We start from the raw sequence: 19,124 nt of genomic DNA on the forward strand, positions 1-19,124 counted from the left end.
CAACTATTAACCTTTCAGTAATGTGAGCACTTTTTCGACATCACCTGTAGTGGTCAGTGTATTGATTGCTGCTTCACTATCCAGTGCGTTGGTAATTGCAGATACAACTTGGATATGCTCATTATTACGCGCTGCAATACCGATCACTAATTTAGCTATGCCATCATCTTCATCAGTGAAACGAACACCATCAGGATACTGACAGAATACAATACCTGTTTTTAATACAGCCTCTTTTGCTTCAATCGTTCCGTGCGGTACTGCTACGCCCTCGCCAAGATAGGTTGATACCAATTTTTCACGTTCTAACATTGCTTCAACGTAACTTGGTTGAACAAAACCACCTTTCACTAATTGCTCACCTGCAAAACGAATAGCTTCTTCTTTATTGGCGGCAGTTAAGCCTAAAAAGACTTGGTTTGTTGCTAAGGAAAAAGTGCCTGTATTTTGGTTTTCGTTAGACATGACTTCCGCTTTTTGAGTATTAAGTTCTGCTTTCAGTTCATTGACTAAATTGTCGTAGAATTTATTATCTAAGAAATTAGTTAATGAAAGGTGAATTGCATTTGGAACTTGTTGTTTTGCACGCAAAGTTAAGTCTTGGTGAGTAATGACTAAACGTGCATTTTCTGGTAAATCATTAATTGCGCAATTTGCGACTTCAACTGGTAAACCTGCATCATTGACTTTTTTGCGTAGCATACTTGCACCCATTGCACTTGAACCCATACCCGCATCACAAGATACAAAGATTTTTTGCAAGCCTGAATAATTAATTTCAACGTTGTTGACATTCACAGCTGAACCCGATTTTAAGCTTTTTACTTGTGCAGTAGCTTCTTCTAGTGAACCTTCGGTTTTTTGTAATTTCAAGAAGAATGAAGCGATGACGAATGACACCGCGCAAGCAATTAATACAGCAAGAATAACACCAAACATAGAGGCTTTTGGGGTCATTAATAGCACAGCAAAGATTGAACCTGGAGAAGCAGGCGCAACAAGCCCTGATTGCGTTAAAGTGAGTGTTAAAACACCAGATACACCACCAGCAATAACAGCAAGAATTAAACGTGGGTTCATTAATACATATGGGAAATAAATTTCATGAATACCACCTAAGAAGTGGATAATTGCTGCCCCACTTGCAGTTTGTTTTGCTGAGCCTTTGCCAAAAAGCATATAGGCTAATAATACACCTAAACCTGGACCTGGGTTTGCTTCAATTAAGAAGAAGATGGATTGACCAAATTCTTGAGATTGTTGAATTCCCAATGGTGAGAAGATGCCGTGGTTAATGGCATTATTTAGGAATAAGATTTTTGCTGGTTCAACAAAAAGAGAGGTTAATGGTAATAAGTTAGCTTGAACCAGTACATCTACGCCTGCAGCTAGTGCAGTAGAAAGGGCTTTTACTGCTGGACCGATAGCTAAGAAAGCGATTAATGCACAGATCATACCGATGATACCAGCCGAGAAGTTATTTACTAACATCTCGAAACCGCTTTTAATTTTACCATCTACCCATTTGTCAAATTTTTTGATAGCGAACCCACCAAGTGGACCAGCGATCATTGCACCTAAGAACATTGGAATATCAGAACCAACAATGACGCCCATAGTCGTGATAGCTCCAACAACAGCACCTCGATCACTGCCGACTAAACGCCCACCTGTATAACCAATTAATAGGGGTAATAAGTAAGTAATCATAGGACCAACAAGTTTGCCTAATGTTTCATTAGGTAACCAACCAGTTGGAATGAAGAGTGCGGTAATAAATCCCCAAGCGATGAATGCCCCAATGTTAGGCATCACCATATTGGAGAGAAAACGACCAAAATTTTGTATGCGTAATTTTGTTTGTGTGGAAATCATAATTTTATCCTCAATAATGGAGAAGAAATTTCGTGCAAAAATTAACACATAGTTTAAAAAACGAGAAATTTTTGATCGCAAAAGTGTGATGTAGTTCAAATAAAATTTTTATATTGGATTTTGATAAGTGTGATATATATCACAAAAAATATATTTCCATTTTATTTTTGTGATTTAAATCACATTTTTTGGTGTGATTCTGTACGTGGCATAAAGTGAGAACAGTAAAAGTTATGTTAATAAAAATAAGTTAGGATAAAAAAGCAGCTTGAAATGGGAGGGGGAATTTATGTTAACAAGAGGTAGCAATTATTCTGAACTATTACCACCTAGGATAAGTTTTTGTAAAACTATTGAACAGTGTCTTATAGGTCTACCGAAATATCATAATCTTTCGAATAAAACGTATAAAACCATTGGGAAGAATATGGGTGAAATTACTTTGTACAAATACTCTATAGTTTGCAATAGTAGTATGAAATATGTTAAAAGAAGATTAGTAAATGTAATGTCTAATGGAATAGTTCAGAATAAGATGCAAGAAATATGTGTTGCATCTGTTGTAGAACCGACTTTAGAATCTAAGTTGATTATTAAAGTGGATAAAACGAAAAAATCTTATATTGAAGGTTTTGTAAAAGAAGTTAAAGAAGAAAAAATATGATATAAGAAGGGTGAAGAATTATCTTCACCCTTCTGTTTTACATATTTTAATAGCATCGTCGTAATAACAGTATTTATTATATATCAATATATCAATTTTATTAGTATATTCTAATATAATAAAACAACCTTTAGGTCTATTTAAAACGATTTCCTTTATGACGTCAACTAAAGAAGTATTATCTCTATAATAATTGATAGCGTTATCATTATACCTGATATCAGTTAATTCTTCATATCCTTCTCTAAAAAACTTATCATCATTGTAAATAGCCACCAGGTGATCTGTCTTCAATTTATTTATTTTATCAAAATCTAAATCATCTAATGTCATTGGGTATTTGGCTCTTTCTTCAGTTAATATAGTTGCAGCACCCATAGCGCTATATAAACCTATAGTTTCCATTATATACCCGTAAACGAATTTAGTATTCATATTTTCAATCTCCTATATTCAAGGTTAGTGGATAATCCATTAGAAATGATTCCAGTAGATCCTTTATTATTTAGATTATATAAGTTTATAAAAATAATCTATTTAATCTAATTTTATTTTGCCATGGAATAAATACTAGAAAGAATAAAAGAGGTTGAAATCGGAATTAAGAGAAGCGTAAATATTATAGCTAGTAATTCAGATTTATTTTTATTAATACTAATATTTTTAGTAATCTTAATAAATTGTCCATGATCTAAAAAAATACTAAAATATATTAATATAATAAAAATAGTAACAAAAAGAATAAATAAAATTAATGAAAAGATAAAGAAAAACATAAATACTCCTTTTAATTATTAATGGATATATACAAAAAATATAACTGAGTTATATAGCCTCTTATTATAATGTTTTATTTGTAAAAATATTAATAATTATAACTTAATTTAAACATATTTCCCGTATGGTTTTTCCATACGGGAAATATGATGTTTATTACTGTTGATGTTCCATACTTGATACGATAGGATCTCTACTATCATCTCGGTTAAAGTCATCAATGTTAATTTTATTAATTTCCATTTCAAGTAAGATAACATCGTTAGCAATACTTGAAGGTGTCAAGTCTTGATTACGAATACGTTGGTAAATACGATTAATGATTTCGTATTTTAATAAACCATAACGTTTAATGCGTTCTAGTAATTCACGGTATTTCGTAATAACAGGTTCACTTGCGCCTCTACCCGCTATACGTTGCACTTCAATCGGGATATCAATTACAGTCGTAGCTGGATTATGGTTTGGATCTGAATCGATTTCAGGATCTGACGGATGTACTACGACCCCTGATTCAGAAATATCCATAAACATCATTGGTGCAGCCGCCAATTGTAATTCCATATTACCATCTACCCGATGGAATTGAATTACAACCCCATAACCATCTTCAGAACGAGTAGGAACTGTTAATGTAGTATTCCATGCTCGTAACGGATACGTTGCCCTTACATCATTAATTAATAATGTAAAGTGAGTTGGTTTAGGTGCACGTTTCTCACTAAAGACATCGTATAATGGCATGCTACGATAATATACACGTTCTAACCATTCATCTTCTGTTTTAGCTCCACAACTGATATCTAGTTTAGAGCTATTAGGTGCTAGACCAGGATCAGTGATTGATTTACAAATGATGTTTTGACCATATGGCGGATCTTGATCTTTTTCATATAGGAGTAAAAGATCGCCATAAAAACAAAGTATTATTATGCTGTTTAAGATGCTTTTAGGTTTAATAAAGTAAAAATTAAAAAAGGTTGAATTTGCTATTCAACCTTTTAATTTTTATTTGAAACGTCAGAGAAAGCAGTTATTCATCTAAGAAACTACGTAATGTTTCTGAACGACTTGGGTGGCGTAATTTTCGCAATGCTTTAGCTTCGATCTGACGAATACGTTCACGAGTAACATCAAATTGTTTACCGACTTCCTCTAAAGTATGGTCGGTATTCATATCAATACCAAAACGCATTCTTAATACTTTTGCTTCACGAGGTGTTAAGCCTTCTAATACCTCATGAGTAGCAACTTTCAGACTTTGCGCCGTTGCTGAATCGAGAGGTAGTTCCAAAGTATTATCCTCAATAAAATCACCTAAATGTGAATCATCGTCATCACCAATAGGGGTTTCCATTGAAATTGGTTCTTTGGCAATCTTTAAGACTTTACGAATTTTGTCTTCTGGCATTCCCATACGTTCAGCCAGCTCTTCTGGAGAAGCTTCACGTCCCATTTCTTGTAACATTTGACGAGAAATACGATTAAGTTTATTAATCGTTTCAATCATATGCACGGGAATACGAATTGTACGTGCTTGGTCTGCAATAGAACGGGTAATTGCTTGACGAATCCACCAAGTCGCATAAGTAGAGAATTTATAACCACGACGATATTCAAATTTATCTACTGCTTTCATCAAGCCGATATTTCCCTCTTGGATAAGATCGAGAAATTGTAATCCGCGGTTGGTATATTTTTTCGCAATAGAAATCACCAAACGTAAGTTAGCTTCCACCATTTCTTTTTTCGCACGGCGAGCTTTTAGCTCTCCTTGAGAGATTTTTTCACCGATTTGGCGAATTTGGGTAATGGTTAAACCACTATCTTGTTCAATCAGTTTTAGTTGTTCGATTGCTAGACGAATATCGTTTTCATATTCTTTAAGTTTATCCGACCAGTTTTTGCCAGCAGCGAGCGCTTTTTCAATCCAACTATCATTGGTTTCATGACCAATAAAAGCTTTTTGGAATGTACCTTTTGGCATTTTGGCATACTCAACAGCAAGGCGTTGGATTTGTCTTTCTTGGTTGCGAATGCGTTTCATCATATCACGCATAGATAAAACAAGCAGATCAAACTGTTTTGGTACTAAGCGGAATTGTTGGAAAACATCGGAAAGTGCGCTAATTTGTTCTTTTGCTTTTTTATTTCCCCGACCATATTTAGCAATCGCATCGACTGTTTTTTGATGCTGTTCTTTTAATGCCGTAAATTTTTCACGCGCAACTTCTGGATCAATGCTATTGTCTGAATCGCCTTCTGAGCTGTTATCAGATTCATTTTCACTCTCATCATCGTCATCGCTATTAGCCTCATTATCAGAAGAGGTAATGCTATCTTCATTCTCATTAACATCATCTGTCATAAATTTAGCATAATCTTCTGCATCTACAGCATTAGGATCAACGAAGCCAGTAATAAGATCAGAAAGACGAACTTCGCCTTTTTCAACTAGCTCATATTGTTTTAGTAAGTGATCGAGTGATTGAGGGTATTCTGCTGCTGCACACTGAACTTCATTGATCCCCTCTTCAATTCTTTTCGCAATGTCAATTTCACCTTCACGGGTAAGTAATTCAACACTTCCCATTTCACGCATATACATTCGTACAGGATCTGTTGTACGACCAATTTCAGATTCTACACTAGAGAGGACTTGAGTCGCTTCTTCAACGACATCTTCATCAGTAACATTTTCATTCAACATAAGATCATCAGCGTCAGGGGCAGTTTCTAAAACTTGGATACCCATGTCGTTAATCATCTGAATGATGTCTTCTATTTGATCGGCATCAACGAGGTCTTCTGGTAAACTATCATTGACCTCTGCATAGGTTAAATAGCCTTGTTCTTTACCTTGTGCAATTAATTGTTTTAACTGTGATTGTGGATTTTGATCCATATTTTGACATCCAATAAGTGTTGATTAGCAGAAATCATTCTTCATATTGTTATGAAGAAGAGACCGACGCTAGCAATTTTCGACTGTTTGCCAGCAATTCTATCAGTTCTTTTTTTTCATCTAGCGATAAAGTATCTGTTCGATCTTTCGCTTTTAACGCTTCAATGCGTTTTTCCATTACTTTAGAATGTAAGTATTTTAGATTACCATAAAAAGTCGCCTCAATGTTATCATCTTTTATCAGATGATCCCAGATAGCTAGTTTTTCAATAATTTTTTCTTCTTGCTTATTACGCCAATGTTCGAGTAGTTGCCCAGTCGTAATGCCACTTTTCTCAATACAAAGCTGATAAATTTCGAGGAATAGTGATAACCCAGGTAAATTTAAATCTTGTAATACTTGTGGACTACTTAATAAAACACGGGTGATTGGTTTGTCCGCAAGCTCAGGATTTTGTAATAAGAGAGCAATCAACAAACGTATAGGTGTTGCTTTTAATGTTGTACGGTTTTCAGATGCGTTTTCTGTTGCACTTTCAATCAAAGTAGGCAACATTTTTTCTAATAAAGTCGCATCAAGAATACCGAGTTTTTGTCCTAATGTATTACGCAGATATAAACGTAATGTCTCCCCTGGAATTTTATTAATTAATGGTACTGCTAAGGCGGCTAATTTACTTTTCCCGTCTTTGGTACTGAGATCGACTTGTTCTAGCAAATGTTGAAATAAAAAATCACTCATTGGCATTGCATCAAGTAAAAAATCTGCAAATTTTTCTTTGCCTATTTGCCGAATAAATGTGTCTGGATCTTCCCCATCAGGTAGAAAAATAAATTTTAATTGGCGTCCATCATGGAGATGCGGTAAAGCATTTTCTAATGCACGCCAAGCGGCACTACGTCCTGCATTATCACCATCATAGCAACAAATAATCTGTTCAGTTGCCCGAAAAGCAATTTGAATTTGTTCGCCTGTCGTCGCAGTGCCAAGTGAAGCCACGGCATTAGTAACACCAAATTGTGCTAAAGCAACAACGTCCATGTAGCCTTCAACGACAAGTAAATAATCAGGATTGTCATTCTGTTCAAGGGCTTCATATAAACCATATAGCTCATTGCCTTTATGGTAAGTTGCCATTTCAGGTGAGTTTAAATATTTTGGCTTTTCATCGCCTAAAACGCGCCCACCAAAAGCAATCGTTCTGCCACGTCTATCCCGAATGGGGAACATAATCCGCTGACGAAAACGATCGTAGGTTGTGCCACTATCATTTTGACTAATCATGCCCGTATCAAATAATTTTTGGCGATCTTCAGTAGATTGACCAAAATGGCGAAGTACTGAATTTGTACCAGCAGCAAAACCAATCGCAAAACGTTCGATGACTTCACTTGATAAGCCACGTTGTTGTAAATAAGCTTGTGCTGGTAGGGCTTGGGTTAATTGTTGTTGATAGAATGTGGCAATATCTTGCATTAATTGATGCAGATCTCGCTTGCTTTTATAGCTTTGGCTTGCTGAATATTGGTTATTTGATGTGGTTTCTCGCGGGACATCTACCCCTTGTAACGCAGCTAATTCTTCAATCGCCTCAACAAATTCTAGTTTGTCATAATCCATCAAAAATGAGATTGCATTCCCATGTGCGCCACAACCAAAGCAATGATAAAACTGCTTTTTGGCACTCACCGTAAAAGAGGGGGTTTTCTCATGATGGAATGGACAACAGGCTTGATAATTTTGTCCTGCTTTTTTGAGTTTAATCCGAGAACTAACAACATCAACTATGTTGGTACGCGCTAAGAGTTCATCAATAAAAGTACGCGGAATGAGTCCTTTCATCGTATCTACCTTTAAGCTGTTAGCCAACAATTCTGCGGGTTAATAAGAAAGAAATAACCGTGCTCCTATCATAGCAGCACGGTTTTTAAAATATCGTTTAAATCAAAAGAATCGATTAATATAAACGAGTATGACGTGCATTCTCGCGAGCTAATTTCTTAGCATGACGTTTAGCAGCAGATGCTTTTTCACGTTTACGAATAGTTGTTGGTTTTTCGTAGAATTCACGGCTACGAACTTCTGCTAAGATTCCCGCTTTTTCGCAAGAACGTTTAAAACGACGTAATGCAACGTCAAATGATTCATTTTCACGAACTTTAATTACAGGCATGAGCCAATCACCTCAATGAAATTTATACACTTTTAGGGTTATATAACATAACCTTTACTCAATAAAGGTCGCAATTTTAATCTATTTCAAGATAAAAAGTAAAGAGAGGATTGTGCTTATTTTGTGTCATGTATGATTGTTAACTAGAGAACAGGTAAAAAAAAGAGTAAAATGCCGAGCAATTTTTAGTGAGATAAAACAAACAGATGAAAGTTTTAGGTATTGAAACCTCCTGCGATGAAACAGGAGTTGCAATTTATGATGAAAAACAGGGTTTGATAGCAAATCAACTCTATACACAAATTAGTTTACATGCCGATTATGGTGGTGTTGTACCTGAATTGGCTTCTCGAGATCATATCCGTAAAACAGCACCATTAATCCAAGCTGCTTTAGCTGAAGCAAACTTAACAGCGAAAGAGATTGATGGAGTCGCTTATACTTGTGGTCCAGGATTAGCAGGAGCATTGTTGGTGGGATCGATGGTTGCTCGTTCATTGGCTTATGCGTGGAATGTGCCTGCATTAGGTGTCCATCATATGGAAGGGCATCTATTGGCACCTATGTTAGAGGAGCGTGTCCCTGAGTTTCCTTTTTTAGCCTTATTAGTATCAGGCGGACATACCCAGTTAATTCGTGTGAATGGTGTGGGCGATTATCAATTATTGGGTGAATCTATTGATGATGCTGCTGGAGAAGCATTTGATAAAACGGCTAAATTACTTGGATTAGATTATCCTGGTGGTGCGGCACTTTCACGTTTAGCAGAAAAAGGGAATCCTGATCGTTTTGTTTTTCCTCGTCCAATGACAGATCGCCCTGGGCTTGATTTTAGTTTTTCAGGATTAAAAACGTTTGCTGCCAATACGGTGGTGCAATTCCCACAAGATGAACAAACGCGTTGTGATATTGCTTATGCGTTTCAAGCTGCTGTCGTTGATACCTTGGCGATTAAATGTCAAAGAGCATTGAATGAAACAGGTTTGAAACGATTAGTGATTGCAGGTGGAGTGAGTGCGAATAAACAACTCAGACAACGCTTAGGTGATTTGATGAACAAGTTGGGGGGCGAGGTGTTTTATCCCGCACCACAATTTTGTACCGATAATGGTGCAATGATTGCTTATGCAGGTTTTTTACGACTAAAAACAGGAGAACAAACCGATCTTGCTGTTGAGGTTCGTCCTCGTTGGCGAATGAGTGAACTAGCGAAAATTGGCTAATAAGTATTTGCTCCGTTAGTGTGTAAGCTAACGGAGTAAGGCAAATTTATTCATTTCGCCACTTTTCTAACACTTCTTGTTTTTCCAACCATTCTATTTCAACCATTTCCAGTTTCTTTTTGAGATCTGCTTGTTGAGTTAATAACTGGGTTAATTTTTCTTTGTTTTCAGCTAAATAGAGATCATTGTCAGCTAATGCCGATTCAATTTCTGCCAGTTCAGTAGAATACTGGTCTAATTGTTTCTCTAATTTTTGAATTTCCTTACGCAATGGTGCGGTTTTTTCACGAAACTCAGCCTCTTTCCGTTTTTGTTCTTTACGCTGTAAAAATTCATTTTCCTTAGGTGGCGTTGATGTTGCAGGTTGTAGTGGTTCGCTTGGTTCTAAACTGAGCAGCCATTTTTGATAATCTTCGAGGTCGCCATTAAAGCTATCCACTTTATGATCATGGACCAGATAAAACTCACTCACAGTATTACGCAGTAAATGGCGGTCGTGTGAAACAACAACTAATGATCCCTCATAATCCATCAAGGCTTCAGTTAATGCCTGACGCATATCAAGATCAAGGTGGTTTGTTGGTTCATCAAGTAGTAATAAATTAGGGCGTTGCCAAACAATGAGGGCTAAAACCAAACGTGCTTTTTCACCACCAGAGAATGAATGAATAGCTTGTTTTACTTTATCGCCATGGAAAGCAAAACCACCTAAATAATCGCGTAACTCTTGTTCAGTTTTAGTTGGTGCGAGTTTTTGTAGATGCCATAAAGGACTTTCTTCTGCTCGTAGAATATCTAATTGATGTTGTGCAAAATAGCCAAGTTGTACACCTTTAGCGAGTTGAATCACCCCAGTTTGCGGTGCAAGATCACCAGCAAGTAATTTAATGAGGGTTGATTTGCCAGCACCATTTTTGCCTAATAATCCAATGCGTGAACCCGGAACAAGATTTAATTTTACCTGTTGTAAAATAGTTTTATCACCATAACCTGCACTGACTTTTTCCATAGAGAGAAGTGGATTAGGCAAAAATTCTGGTTCAGGAAAATAGAATGAAAATGGGCTATCAATATGTGCAGGCGCAATTAATTCCATACGTTCAAGTGCTTTAATTCGGCTTTGAGCTTGTTTTGCTTTAGTCGCTTTTGCTTTGAAACGATCAATAAACTTTTGTAGATGGGCAATTTTTTGTTGCTGTTGTTGATAAAGGGCATTTTGTTGTGCCAACTTGGTTGCTCTTAACAGCTCAAATGAGGAATAATTGCCTGTATATTCTTGTAACTGTTGCTGTTCAATATGCACGACTTTATTAATAATAGGATCGAGAAAATCACGATCGTGTGAAATTAATAATAGCGTGCCTTGATAGCTCTTTAACCAATTTTCTAACCAAATTACTGCATCAAGATCAAGGTGGTTTGTTGGTTCGTCTAGCAATAATAGATCAGAACGACATAATAACGCTTGTGCCAAATTTAATCGCATTCTCCAACCACCAGAAAACGATTTTACAGGTTGTTGTAATTGTGCTTCTTCAAAACCTAATCCATGTAAAAGTGTCGCTGCTCGAGAATGAATTGTCCAAGCATTAATCGTATCAAGTTGAGAATGTAGGGAAGCAATTTGATAGCCATTGTTTTGCTGATTAGCGAGTTCTAATTCTTGTTGTAAACGACAGTATTCACGATCACCTTGAATGGTATAGTCTAAAGCAGAGATTTCTAGTGCTGGTGTTTCTTGATTTACCCAACTGATCTCCCAATTTTTCGGATAAGTAATATCACCCTGTTCAGGTAATAATTTTCCTCTAATTAAGGCAAATAGAGAGGATTTTCCACAGCCATTTTTTCCCACCAATCCAACTTTTTGTCCAGGAATAATAGTTGCATGGGCATTTTCAAGTAAAGTGGTAATGCCACGTTTCAAAGTCAAATTTGTAAAAGTTAACATTTTTAGGTATTCTCTTGATAAAGTTTATTATTTTTAAATTTTAGGATTATTTAATGTTTGATTCTTTTTTAGTTCAATTTGTTGTTTTATGGGCAGTTATCGATCCTATTGGTTCTGTTCCTGTTTATCTTACCAAAACTATAGGCCTGCCTGTGGCAGATCGTAAAAAAATTGCACGTAATGCAGTATTAATTTCGACAGGAATTCTGTTTTTCTTTTTAGTAACAGGGCAATTCTTATTAGAAGCAATGCAAATTCCACTTACTGCATTCCAAGTTGCTGGGGGGTTAGTTTTATTATTATTTGCTTTGACAATGGTGTTTAGTGAAGGAAAAGCAGAACAAGAAATGCGTTTGTCTTCCAATATTAATGAACTAGCGGTTTATCCGTTAGCTGTCCCATCGATCGCTTCGCCAGGTGCAATGATGGCGATTGTATTGTTAACAGATAATCATCGTTTTAGTTTTACCGATCAAATTGTGACAGCGGCAATTATGGCATTAGTATTATTAATTACCTATCTATTATTGTTAGCAGCAAATCGTATTCAACGTTTAATCGGCACGACAGGTGCAGCAATTGTAAGTCGTGTGATGGGATTAATTTTAGCAGCAATCGCTGTAAATCACATCTTAAGTGGAATTAAAGCCTTTTTTATGGAAGTGATGCCAACTGTAACTTAGTTGTTAAAGAGAGTTTTCTCTTTAGAGAACTAATCAGAGAGAAAAAGTGGTAAAATACTGCCATTTAAATGTCAAGAGAATCAGTTATGCTTTTAGGGAATTTATATATTATTTCTGCACCTAGTGGTGCAGGAAAATCGTCATTAATTTCTGCATTATTACAACAACATCCAAGTTACGAAATGCAGGTGTCTATTTCTCATACTACTCGTAAACCACGTCCAAATGAGGAAGAGGGCAAACATTATTATTTCATTGATCATACGGAATTTGAGCGTTTAATTGCTGAAGATGCGTTTTTGGAGTATGCCGAAGTGTTTGGGAATTATTATGGGACATCGTTATTGATGATCGAACATTCTTTAAAACAAGGCATTGATGTATTCTTAGATATTGATTGGCAGGGGGCTCAACAAGTACGTAAAAAAGTGCCGAGTGCAAAAAGTATTTTTATCTTGCCTCCATCAATTCAAGAACTGGAACGTCGCTTGATCGGACGAGGACAAGACTCAGAAGAAGTGATTGCTGGACGTATGCAAAAAGCGATCAGTGAAATGAGTCATTATGATGAATATGATTATTTAATTATTAATGATGATTTTGATCAGGCTTTAAATGAAATTAAGGTGATTTTGAAAGCGGAGAAATTAAAAGTTGGACGGCAAGTACAACGTTATCAATTATTAATGTCGCAACTACTAGCGAAAAAAGACTAGCTCTAGTATCATATTCAACCTTTTTCTTGATTGATTATTGAACAATTTAACAAAATTTTTTGGAGAGAATTATGGCACGTGTAACCGTTCAAGATGCTGTAGATAAAATTGGTAACCGCTTTGATTTAATTTTAACCGCTGCTCGTCGTGCTCGCGAATTGCAACTTCATGTTCGTGAACCATTAGTCCCAGAAGAAAATGATAAACCAACTGTTATTGCATTGCGCGAAATTGAAGAAGGGTTAATCAACAACGATATTATGGACGCACAAGAGCGTCATGATGCGTTAGAACAAGAACACGCAGAATTACAAGCGGTGTCTTTATTAGCTGACGTAGAATAACCACATTTAACAACCTGAAGAACGAGTTATGTATTTATTTGAAAGTTTACATACTATCATTAAAAGTTATTTGCCTGAGGATCAAATTGAATTAGTGAAACGTGCGTTTGTCATTGCACGGGATGCACACGAAGGGCAAACTCGTTCTAGTGGTGAACCTTATATTACCCACCCTGTTGCAGTCGCTTCAATTATTGCTGAAATGCGTCTTGATCACGAAGCCGTGATGGCGGCGTTGTTGCATGATGTAATTGAAGATACACCTTATACAGAAGAAGAATTAACTGCAGAATTTGGTAAAAGTGTCGCTGAAATCGTAGAAGGGGTTTCTAAATTAGATAAATTAAAATTTAGAACTCGAAAAGAAGCTGAAGCAGAAAACTTTCGTAAGATGATTTTAGCGATGACTCAAGATATTCGCGTTATCCTTATTAAACTTGCTGACCGTACGCATAATATGCGGACGTTAGGGGCATTACGCCCTGATAAGCGTCGTCGAATTGCGAAAGAAACGTTAGAAATTTATAGCCCATTAGCACATCGTTTAGGGATAGAGCATATCAAAAATGAGTTAGAAGATTTAGGTTTTGAAGCGTTACATCCACATCGTTATCAGGTATTACAAAAAGTTATCCAAAATGCACGTGGTAATCGGAAAGAGATGATCCAACGGATTACTGATGAAATTAAAGGTAGACTTGATGATGTAGGTATCAAAGCGAGAGTTTTTGGGCGTGAAAAACATCTTTATTCCATTTATCAAAAAATGAAAATGAAAGAACAGCGCTTTCATTCAATTATGGATATTTATGCGTTTCGCACGATTGTACAAGATGTGGATACTTGCTACCGTGTTTTGGGGCAGATGCATAGTCTATATAAACCACGTCCAGGGCGAGTAAAAGATTATATTGCCGTGCCAAAAGCCAATGGTTATCAATCATTACATACCTCAATGATTGGGCCACATGGAGTGCCAGTAGAAGTACAAATTCGTACAGAAGATATGGATCAAATGGCAGAGATGGGAGTGGCAGCACATTGGATTTATAAGCAAGGTGGAAAAAACGATAGCACAACAGTGCAAATTCGTGCACAGCGTTGGTTACAAAGTTTGATTGAGCTACAACAAAGTGCGGGTAATTCATTTGAATTTATTGAAAACGTTAAATCTGAACTATTCCCAGATGAAATTTATGTCTTTACCCCGAAAGGTCGGATTGTAGAGTTGCCAGCTGGGGCGACACCAGTTGATTTTGCTTATGCGGTACATACAGATATTGGACAAACTTGTATTGGGGCAAGAGTAGATCGCCAACCTTATGCTTTATCTCAGGCATTGCAGTCGGGACAAACTGTTGAAATTATTACTGCACCATCGGCTCGACCAAGTGCAACGTGGTTAAATTTTGTTGTTACAGCAAAAGCAAGAGCGAATATTCGTCAAACCTTAAAATCTTTACGCCGAGATGAAGCGATTATTTTAGGTAAACGTCAATTATTCCATGCCTTATCACCAGCTAAATTAGAAGATATTGATTCTGTTAAACTATCTACATTGTTGACCGAACTAAAATTATATTCTTTAGATGACTTGTTAGCAGAAATTGGTTTAGGTAACCAAATTAGTGTTGTGATTGCACATCGTCTATTAGGTGAAAAATTAGAAATTGATACTGATGGTAATCCAAGTAATAACAATTATCATGAAACAGATTCGGGTGTATTAATTAAAGGGGTAGAGGGATTATTAATTAATTTTGCTAAATGTTGTCATCCAATTCCAGGCGATCCAATAGTTGCTTATGTCAGTCCTGGTAAAGGTTTAGTTGTTCATCATGAATATTGTGCAAATATCCGCCATCATCGAGATGAAAATACTGATCATTATATGCCAGTAGAATGGGAAAAAAGTGAGAATAGTGTTGAATTTGAAGCTGAATTGCGTATTGAGATGCTCAATCAACATGGTGCATTTGCGAACTTAACTTCTGTGATTACTTCGGCAGGTAGTAATATCCAAAGTATTTGGACTGAAGAGCGTGATGGCCGTGTTTACCAAGTCTTTGTGGTATTAACGGCACGAGATAAAAATCATTTGGCGACAATTATCCGTAAGATTAATGCGGTATCTGGTGTAGTAGATGTCTTGCGTAATATTAATGAATAAACCTGAATGCAATCTGAAAATTTATTAGATCATTTGCCACTTTCTGTTCTTTCTGGTGTTGGTGCAGCAATGTCAGAAAGATTATCTCGTTTAGGAATCCATTCTGTTCAAGATCTCTTATTTCATTTTCCACTTCGTTATGAAGATCGTACTCACATTACACCGATTAAAGATCTTCGCCCTGATAGTTATGCCACCATTGAAGGAATTGTCCAGACTTGTGAGGTTCAATTTGGTCGGCGTTCAATGTTAATGGTTTCGCTTTCAGATGGATCAGCAAAAATTATGCTGCGTTTTTTTAACTTTAATGCAGGTATGAAAAATAGTTTCATTACTGGTGCAAGAGTGAAAGCATTTGGTGAAGTGAGAAGAGGGCGCTTTATGGCAGAAATGCATCATCCAGAATATCGGATTGTCAAACACAATGAACCGTTAGAGATGGAAGAGAATTTAACCCCAATTTATCCTTCAACAGATGGTTTGAAGCAAGCTTCGTGGCGTAAATTAACTGATCAAGCATTAATATTATTGGCTAAAAGAGAAATCGAGGAGTTATTGCCTGCGACTTATAATCCCAGTGGTTATGATTTAAAATCTGCAATTCAATTTTTGCATCGCCCGCCTGCTGGAACTCGAGTTGAAACATTAGAAAAAGGTGAACATCCAGCACAAAAACGTTTGGCATTTGAAGAGTTATTAGCGCATAACTTAGCTATGCGACAAAGTAAACAAAATACACAACAACATTTAGCCACTGCATTGCATTATCATACAGATATTAAACAACAGTTTTTACAACAATTACCTTTTAAACCAACCAATGCACAATTACGCGTAGTTGCAGATATTGAGCGCGATTTAGCAAAAACGCAACCTATGATGCGATTGATCCAAGGAGATGTTGGATCTGGAAAGACATTAGTTGCACTATTAGCTGCTTTAGTGGCACTGGATAATCAACAACAAGTTGCCATTATGGCACCAACAGAAATTCTCGCAGAACAGCATTTTAATAATTTCTCACAATGGTTAGAACCTTTTGGCATTCAAGTAGGCTGGTTAGCAGGTAAGATCAAAGGGAAAAAACGCCAACAGATCTTAGAACAGATCCAAACTGGTGTAGCACAGGTTGTCATTGGGACACACGCTTTATTCCAAGAGCAGGTTGAGTTTTCTTCGTTGTCATTAGTCATTATTGATGAACAACATCGCTTTGGCGTTGAGCAGCGTTTGATGTTACGAGAAAAAGGGGCGAAAAATGGTGTTTATCCACACCAGCTGATTATGACGGCTACTCCGATTCCAAGAACTCTTGCGATGACTGTATATGCTGATTTAGATATTTCTATTATTGATGAATTACCGCCAGGTAGGACTCCGATTAAAACGGTAGCGATTGCAGAAGAGCGGCGTGATGAATTGGTGCAACGAGTCTATCGATCGTGTACGGTCGATAAAAGGCAAGTGTATTGGGTTTGCACCTTGATTGATGAATCTGAAGTGTTGGAAGCACAAGCTGCCGAAGCACTTGCTGAGGATTTGAAAAAAGCATTACCCAGTTTACGAATAGGATTGGTACATGGCAGAATGAAACCACAAGAAAAACAAGAGGTAATGGCAATTTTCAAAGCTGGAGAGATCGATGTACTGGTTGCCACGACAGTAATTGAAGTAGGGGTAGATGTACCGAATGCCAGTTTAATGATTATTGAGAATGCGGAACGATTAGGCTTATCACAATTACATCAGTTACGTGGTCGAGTGGGGCGAGGACAAATTGAATCATTTTGTGTCTTACTCTATAAAACACCGCTAGGCAAGGTTTCTCGTCAACGTCTAGAAATTATGCGAACTAGTAATGATGGTTTTGCGATTGCTGAAAAAGATTTAGAAATTCGCGGACCGGGCGAGGTGCTAGGGGTAAAACAAACAGGGGCAGCAGAATTTCGAGTGGCTAATTTAGTAAGAGATCGACGGTTATTGCCTGCTGTGCAACGTTGTGCGAGTGAATTAATGAATTTGCGAACCAGTAATGTGGAACGCTTAATTAAGCGTTGGTTGGATCAAAGGACGGTTTACTCTAATGCCTAACCATCAACATTATCGTGCTTGTTTACAAAATATGTATTGGCAGACTGATTTTAAAAAATTGTCAAAGCCACAACAACAATGGCTCTCAATTTCAGGCTCTTTAACAGCTGCACTAAAACAGCACTGTAAAATTTTTACTGTTATTCCTTTATTTGAAGGGTGGATTACCGAAAAACACTCCTTTTATTTAGATGAATTAGCAGGATATCAGCAATATTGGCTACGAGAAGTGATCTTAGCAGGTGATAATCAAGCATGGATTTTCGCAAGAACGGTTATTCCAACCAATACCTTTCAGCAATATCGTGATGCATTTCAACAATTAGGGAATCAACCTATCGGAGAATGGTTGTTTCAGCAATCAACGATACGTTCAGAGTTAGTCTGGGGAAGAAACGAGGGGAAATTTGCGCGTCGGTCTACTCTCACAATTTCCCAATATCCCTTGCAAGTTAGTGAGCTTTTTCTTGAGGATTTTTGGCGAAAAGCATAAGATTGCGGACTATATTCAACGATAATATTTCTACTAATTTATGGCAAAAGTACCAACAATCCTTTTCTTTGACTCAGGGGTGGGTGGATTGAGCGTTTATCGAGAAGTCAAAGCCTTATTACCACATTGCCACTATTTGTATTGTCTAGATAATGAATGCTTTCCTTATTCAGAAAAACCAGAAAAACTTATTGAACAGCGATGCGTGGCAATTTGTCAAAGAATCGCTGAAACACAAGAGTTAGATTTGATTGTTATTGCTTGTAATACAGCAAGTACCATTGTTTTGCCTGCTATGCGAGCGAATTTTTCTTGCCCTATTGTGGGAACCGTGCCAGCGATTAAACCAGCCGCTCAGAAAACAGCGACAAAAGTGATTGGTTTATTAGCGACAAAGGGAACAATTACTAGATCTTATGTCGATGATTTAATTAATGAATATGCACAAGAGTGCGAGGTTAAACGTTTAGGCTCAACGGAATTAGTGCAAATTGCCGAACAAAAATTACACGGTAAACCAGCGGATCATTTTGCTGTGATGCGAGCTGTAGCAGAATGGCGATATGAGTATGAATTAGATACGGTAATTTTAGGGTGTACACATTTCCCATTATTAAAAGCCGAACTCAAAGCTTGTTTACCACAAGTGAGTTATTTTATTGATTCTGGCAAAGCGATTGCGAAGCGAGTTGCGTCTTTATTACCTCCGTTTATTTCGATAACGGTAAATAAAGAACAGATTGCCTATTGCACAGCACCCTTTGCTGATGAGGATAATGCAAGAAAAATGTTTGGAGAGTGGGGATTTGAATATTTACAACGATTAGATTGCCCATTGGATTTAACAGCTGTAACCTCTTTGTAAAAGGAAGCTAAGTGCAGTTTATTTTGTAAATAAGATCAGAAAATAGGATAGAAAACGCTAAAAAAATAACCAATTAATAAATTTTTTTATTTTTTAAGAAAAAACCACTTGCAAGATATAATGAAATCACTATAATGCAGCACCGCAACGACGCTGAAGTGTGAAGTTAAGAAGAAGCGTCGTTTTTTGTTCT

General features: G+C 36.8%; 16 protein-coding genes. 9 read left to right on the forward strand and 7 right to left on the reverse strand.

Going from position 1 to position 19,124, the window contains the following annotated elements; all coding sequences use genetic code 11:
* Positions 1-6: 6 nt before the first annotated feature.
* Positions 7-1,875 (reverse strand): PTS mannitol transporter subunit IICBA, encoded by a 1,869-nt coding sequence (locus tag ACFFHK_RS04355; protein ID WP_382369904.1) that lies wholly within the window; start codon positions 1,873-1,875, stop codon positions 7-9.
* A 289-nt stretch (positions 1,876-2,164) separates the two neighbouring features.
* Between ACFFHK_RS04355 and ACFFHK_RS04360 the strand changes: the two genes are divergently transcribed.
* Positions 2,165-2,539, forward strand: a complete 375-nt coding sequence (locus ACFFHK_RS04360) for a hypothetical protein (protein ID WP_382369906.1) — start codon at positions 2,165-2,167, stop codon at positions 2,537-2,539.
* A gap of 24 nt (positions 2,540-2,563) precedes the next feature.
* On the opposite strand, the gene ACFFHK_RS04365 is transcribed toward ACFFHK_RS04360, so the two are convergent.
* The 5 genes from ACFFHK_RS04365 to rpsU all read right to left on the reverse strand — a co-directional run bounded on the left by ACFFHK_RS04365 (position 2,564) and on the right by rpsU (position 8,395).
* Positions 2,564-2,974 carry a hypothetical protein gene (locus ACFFHK_RS04365; protein ID WP_382369908.1) on the reverse strand — a complete coding sequence of 137 codons (411 nt, stop codon included), beginning with the start codon at positions 2,972-2,974 and terminating at the stop codon, positions 2,564-2,566.
* A gap of 498 nt (positions 2,975-3,472) precedes the next feature.
* The gene (locus ACFFHK_RS04370) at positions 3,473-4,060 is read right to left on the reverse strand and encodes a hypothetical protein (RefSeq protein ID WP_382369910.1); all 588 of its coding nucleotides are present in this window, start codon (positions 4,058-4,060) and stop codon (positions 3,473-3,475) included.
* Positions 4,061-4,349: 289 nt separating this feature from the next.
* Entirely contained in the window at positions 4,350-6,221 is a 1,872-nt protein-coding gene (rpoD, locus tag ACFFHK_RS04375) for an RNA polymerase sigma factor RpoD (protein WP_382369912.1), read from the reverse strand.
* Between the two features lie 49 nt (positions 6,222-6,270).
* Entirely contained in the window at positions 6,271-8,064 is a 1,794-nt protein-coding gene (gene dnaG / locus ACFFHK_RS04380) for a DNA primase (RefSeq protein WP_382369914.1), read from the reverse strand.
* A gap of 115 nt (positions 8,065-8,179) precedes the next feature.
* The gene (gene rpsU / locus ACFFHK_RS04385; protein WP_013745715.1) at positions 8,180-8,395 is read right to left on the reverse strand and encodes a 30S ribosomal protein S21; all 216 of its coding nucleotides are present in this window, start codon (positions 8,393-8,395) and stop codon (positions 8,180-8,182) included.
* A 206-nt stretch (positions 8,396-8,601) separates the two neighbouring features.
* Here rpsU and tsaD point away from each other — a divergent pair, with 206 nt between their 5' ends.
* On the forward strand, positions 8,602-9,618 hold the full coding sequence (gene tsaD / locus ACFFHK_RS04390; RefSeq protein ID WP_382369916.1) for a tRNA (adenosine(37)-N6)-threonylcarbamoyltransferase complex transferase subunit TsaD: 1,017 nt from the start codon (positions 8,602-8,604) through the stop codon (positions 9,616-9,618).
* 46 nt (positions 9,619-9,664) lie between these two features.
* Here the strand turns inward: tsaD and ACFFHK_RS04395 are convergent, their stop codons facing one another.
* On the reverse strand, positions 9,665-11,569 hold the full coding sequence (locus ACFFHK_RS04395; RefSeq protein WP_382369918.1) for an ABC transporter ATP-binding protein: 1,905 nt from the start codon (positions 11,567-11,569) through the stop codon (positions 9,665-9,667).
* Positions 11,570-11,622: 53 nt separating this feature from the next.
* Here ACFFHK_RS04395 and ACFFHK_RS04400 point away from each other — a divergent pair, with 53 nt between their 5' ends.
* The 7 genes from ACFFHK_RS04400 (at position 11,623) to murI (ending at position 18,931) form a co-directional block, all read left to right on the forward strand.
* A complete protein-coding gene (locus tag ACFFHK_RS04400) occupies positions 11,623-12,252 on the forward strand; it encodes a MarC family protein (RefSeq protein ID WP_382369920.1) in 630 nt (209 codons plus the stop codon).
* An 86-nt stretch (positions 12,253-12,338) separates the two neighbouring features.
* Positions 12,339-12,968, forward strand: coding sequence for a guanylate kinase (gene gmk / locus ACFFHK_RS04405; RefSeq protein WP_382369921.1), 630 nt, complete (start codon positions 12,339-12,341; stop codon positions 12,966-12,968).
* Between the two features lie 71 nt (positions 12,969-13,039).
* A complete protein-coding gene (gene rpoZ / locus ACFFHK_RS04410; RefSeq protein ID WP_065234884.1) occupies positions 13,040-13,312 on the forward strand; it encodes a DNA-directed RNA polymerase subunit omega in 273 nt (90 codons plus the stop codon).
* Between the two features lie 28 nt (positions 13,313-13,340).
* Positions 13,341-15,482 carry a bifunctional GTP diphosphokinase/guanosine-3',5'-bis pyrophosphate 3'-pyrophosphohydrolase gene (spoT, locus tag ACFFHK_RS04415; RefSeq protein WP_382369923.1) on the forward strand — a complete coding sequence of 714 codons (2,142 nt, stop codon included), beginning with the start codon at positions 13,341-13,343 and terminating at the stop codon, positions 15,480-15,482.
* Between the two features lie 6 nt (positions 15,483-15,488).
* On the forward strand, positions 15,489-17,573 hold the full coding sequence (gene recG / locus ACFFHK_RS04420; RefSeq protein ID WP_382369925.1) for an ATP-dependent DNA helicase RecG: 2,085 nt from the start codon (positions 15,489-15,491) through the stop codon (positions 17,571-17,573).
* Positions 17,566-18,066 (forward strand): chorismate--pyruvate lyase family protein, encoded by a 501-nt coding sequence (locus tag ACFFHK_RS04425; RefSeq protein ID WP_382369927.1) that lies wholly within the window; start codon positions 17,566-17,568, stop codon positions 18,064-18,066. The genes recG and ACFFHK_RS04425 overlap by 8 nt, the downstream gene beginning before the upstream one ends.
* A gap of 40 nt (positions 18,067-18,106) precedes the next feature.
* On the forward strand, positions 18,107-18,931 hold the full coding sequence (murI, locus tag ACFFHK_RS04430) for a glutamate racemase (RefSeq protein ID WP_382369929.1): 825 nt from the start codon (positions 18,107-18,109) through the stop codon (positions 18,929-18,931).
* Positions 18,932-19,124 lie beyond the last annotated feature (193 nt).

Origin of the sequence: Gallibacterium trehalosifermentans, from assembly GCF_042433055.1 — a bacterium.
GTDB lineage: Bacteria > Pseudomonadota > Gammaproteobacteria > Enterobacterales > Pasteurellaceae > Gallibacterium > Gallibacterium trehalosifermentans.

Bases quoted from the DNA above. Each gene is read 5' to 3' on its own strand.
- ACFFHK_RS04425 (WP_382369927.1), top strand. From the start codon at position 17,566: ATGCCTAACCATCAACATTATCGTGCTTGTTTACAAAATATGTATTGG.
- murI (WP_382369929.1), top strand. From the start codon at position 18,107: ATGGCAAAAGTACCAACAATCCTTTTCTTTGACTCAGGGGTGGGTGGA.
- rpsU (WP_013745715.1), bottom strand. From the start codon at position 8,395: ATGCCTGTAATTAAAGTTCGTGAAAATGAATCATTTGACGTTGCATTA.
- tsaD (WP_382369916.1), top strand. From the start codon at position 8,602: ATGAAAGTTTTAGGTATTGAAACCTCCTGCGATGAAACAGGAGTTGCA.
- spoT (WP_382369923.1), top strand. From the start codon at position 13,341: ATGTATTTATTTGAAAGTTTACATACTATCATTAAAAGTTATTTGCCT.
- recG (WP_382369925.1), top strand. From the start codon at position 15,489: ATGCAATCTGAAAATTTATTAGATCATTTGCCACTTTCTGTTCTTTCT.
- rpoD (WP_382369912.1), bottom strand. From the start codon at position 6,221: ATGGATCAAAATCCACAATCACAGTTAAAACAATTAATTGCACAAGGT.
- ACFFHK_RS04360 (WP_382369906.1), top strand. From the start codon at position 2,165: ATGTTAACAAGAGGTAGCAATTATTCTGAACTATTACCACCTAGGATA.
- dnaG (WP_382369914.1), bottom strand. From the start codon at position 8,064: ATGAAAGGACTCATTCCGCGTACTTTTATTGATGAACTCTTAGCGCGT.
- ACFFHK_RS04355 (WP_382369904.1), bottom strand. From the start codon at position 1,875: ATGATTTCCACACAAACAAAATTACGCATACAAAATTTTGGTCGTTTT.
- ACFFHK_RS04370 (WP_382369910.1), bottom strand. From the start codon at position 4,060: ATGCCATTATACGATGTCTTTAGTGAGAAACGTGCACCTAAACCAACT.
- ACFFHK_RS04365 (WP_382369908.1), bottom strand. From the start codon at position 2,974: ATGAATACTAAATTCGTTTACGGGTATATAATGGAAACTATAGGTTTA.
- gmk (WP_382369921.1), top strand. From the start codon at position 12,339: ATGCTTTTAGGGAATTTATATATTATTTCTGCACCTAGTGGTGCAGGA.
- ACFFHK_RS04395 (WP_382369918.1), bottom strand. From the start codon at position 11,569: ATGTTAACTTTTACAAATTTGACTTTGAAACGTGGCATTACCACTTTA.
- ACFFHK_RS04400 (WP_382369920.1), top strand. From the start codon at position 11,623: ATGTTTGATTCTTTTTTAGTTCAATTTGTTGTTTTATGGGCAGTTATC.
- rpoZ (WP_065234884.1), top strand. From the start codon at position 13,040: ATGGCACGTGTAACCGTTCAAGATGCTGTAGATAAAATTGGTAACCGC.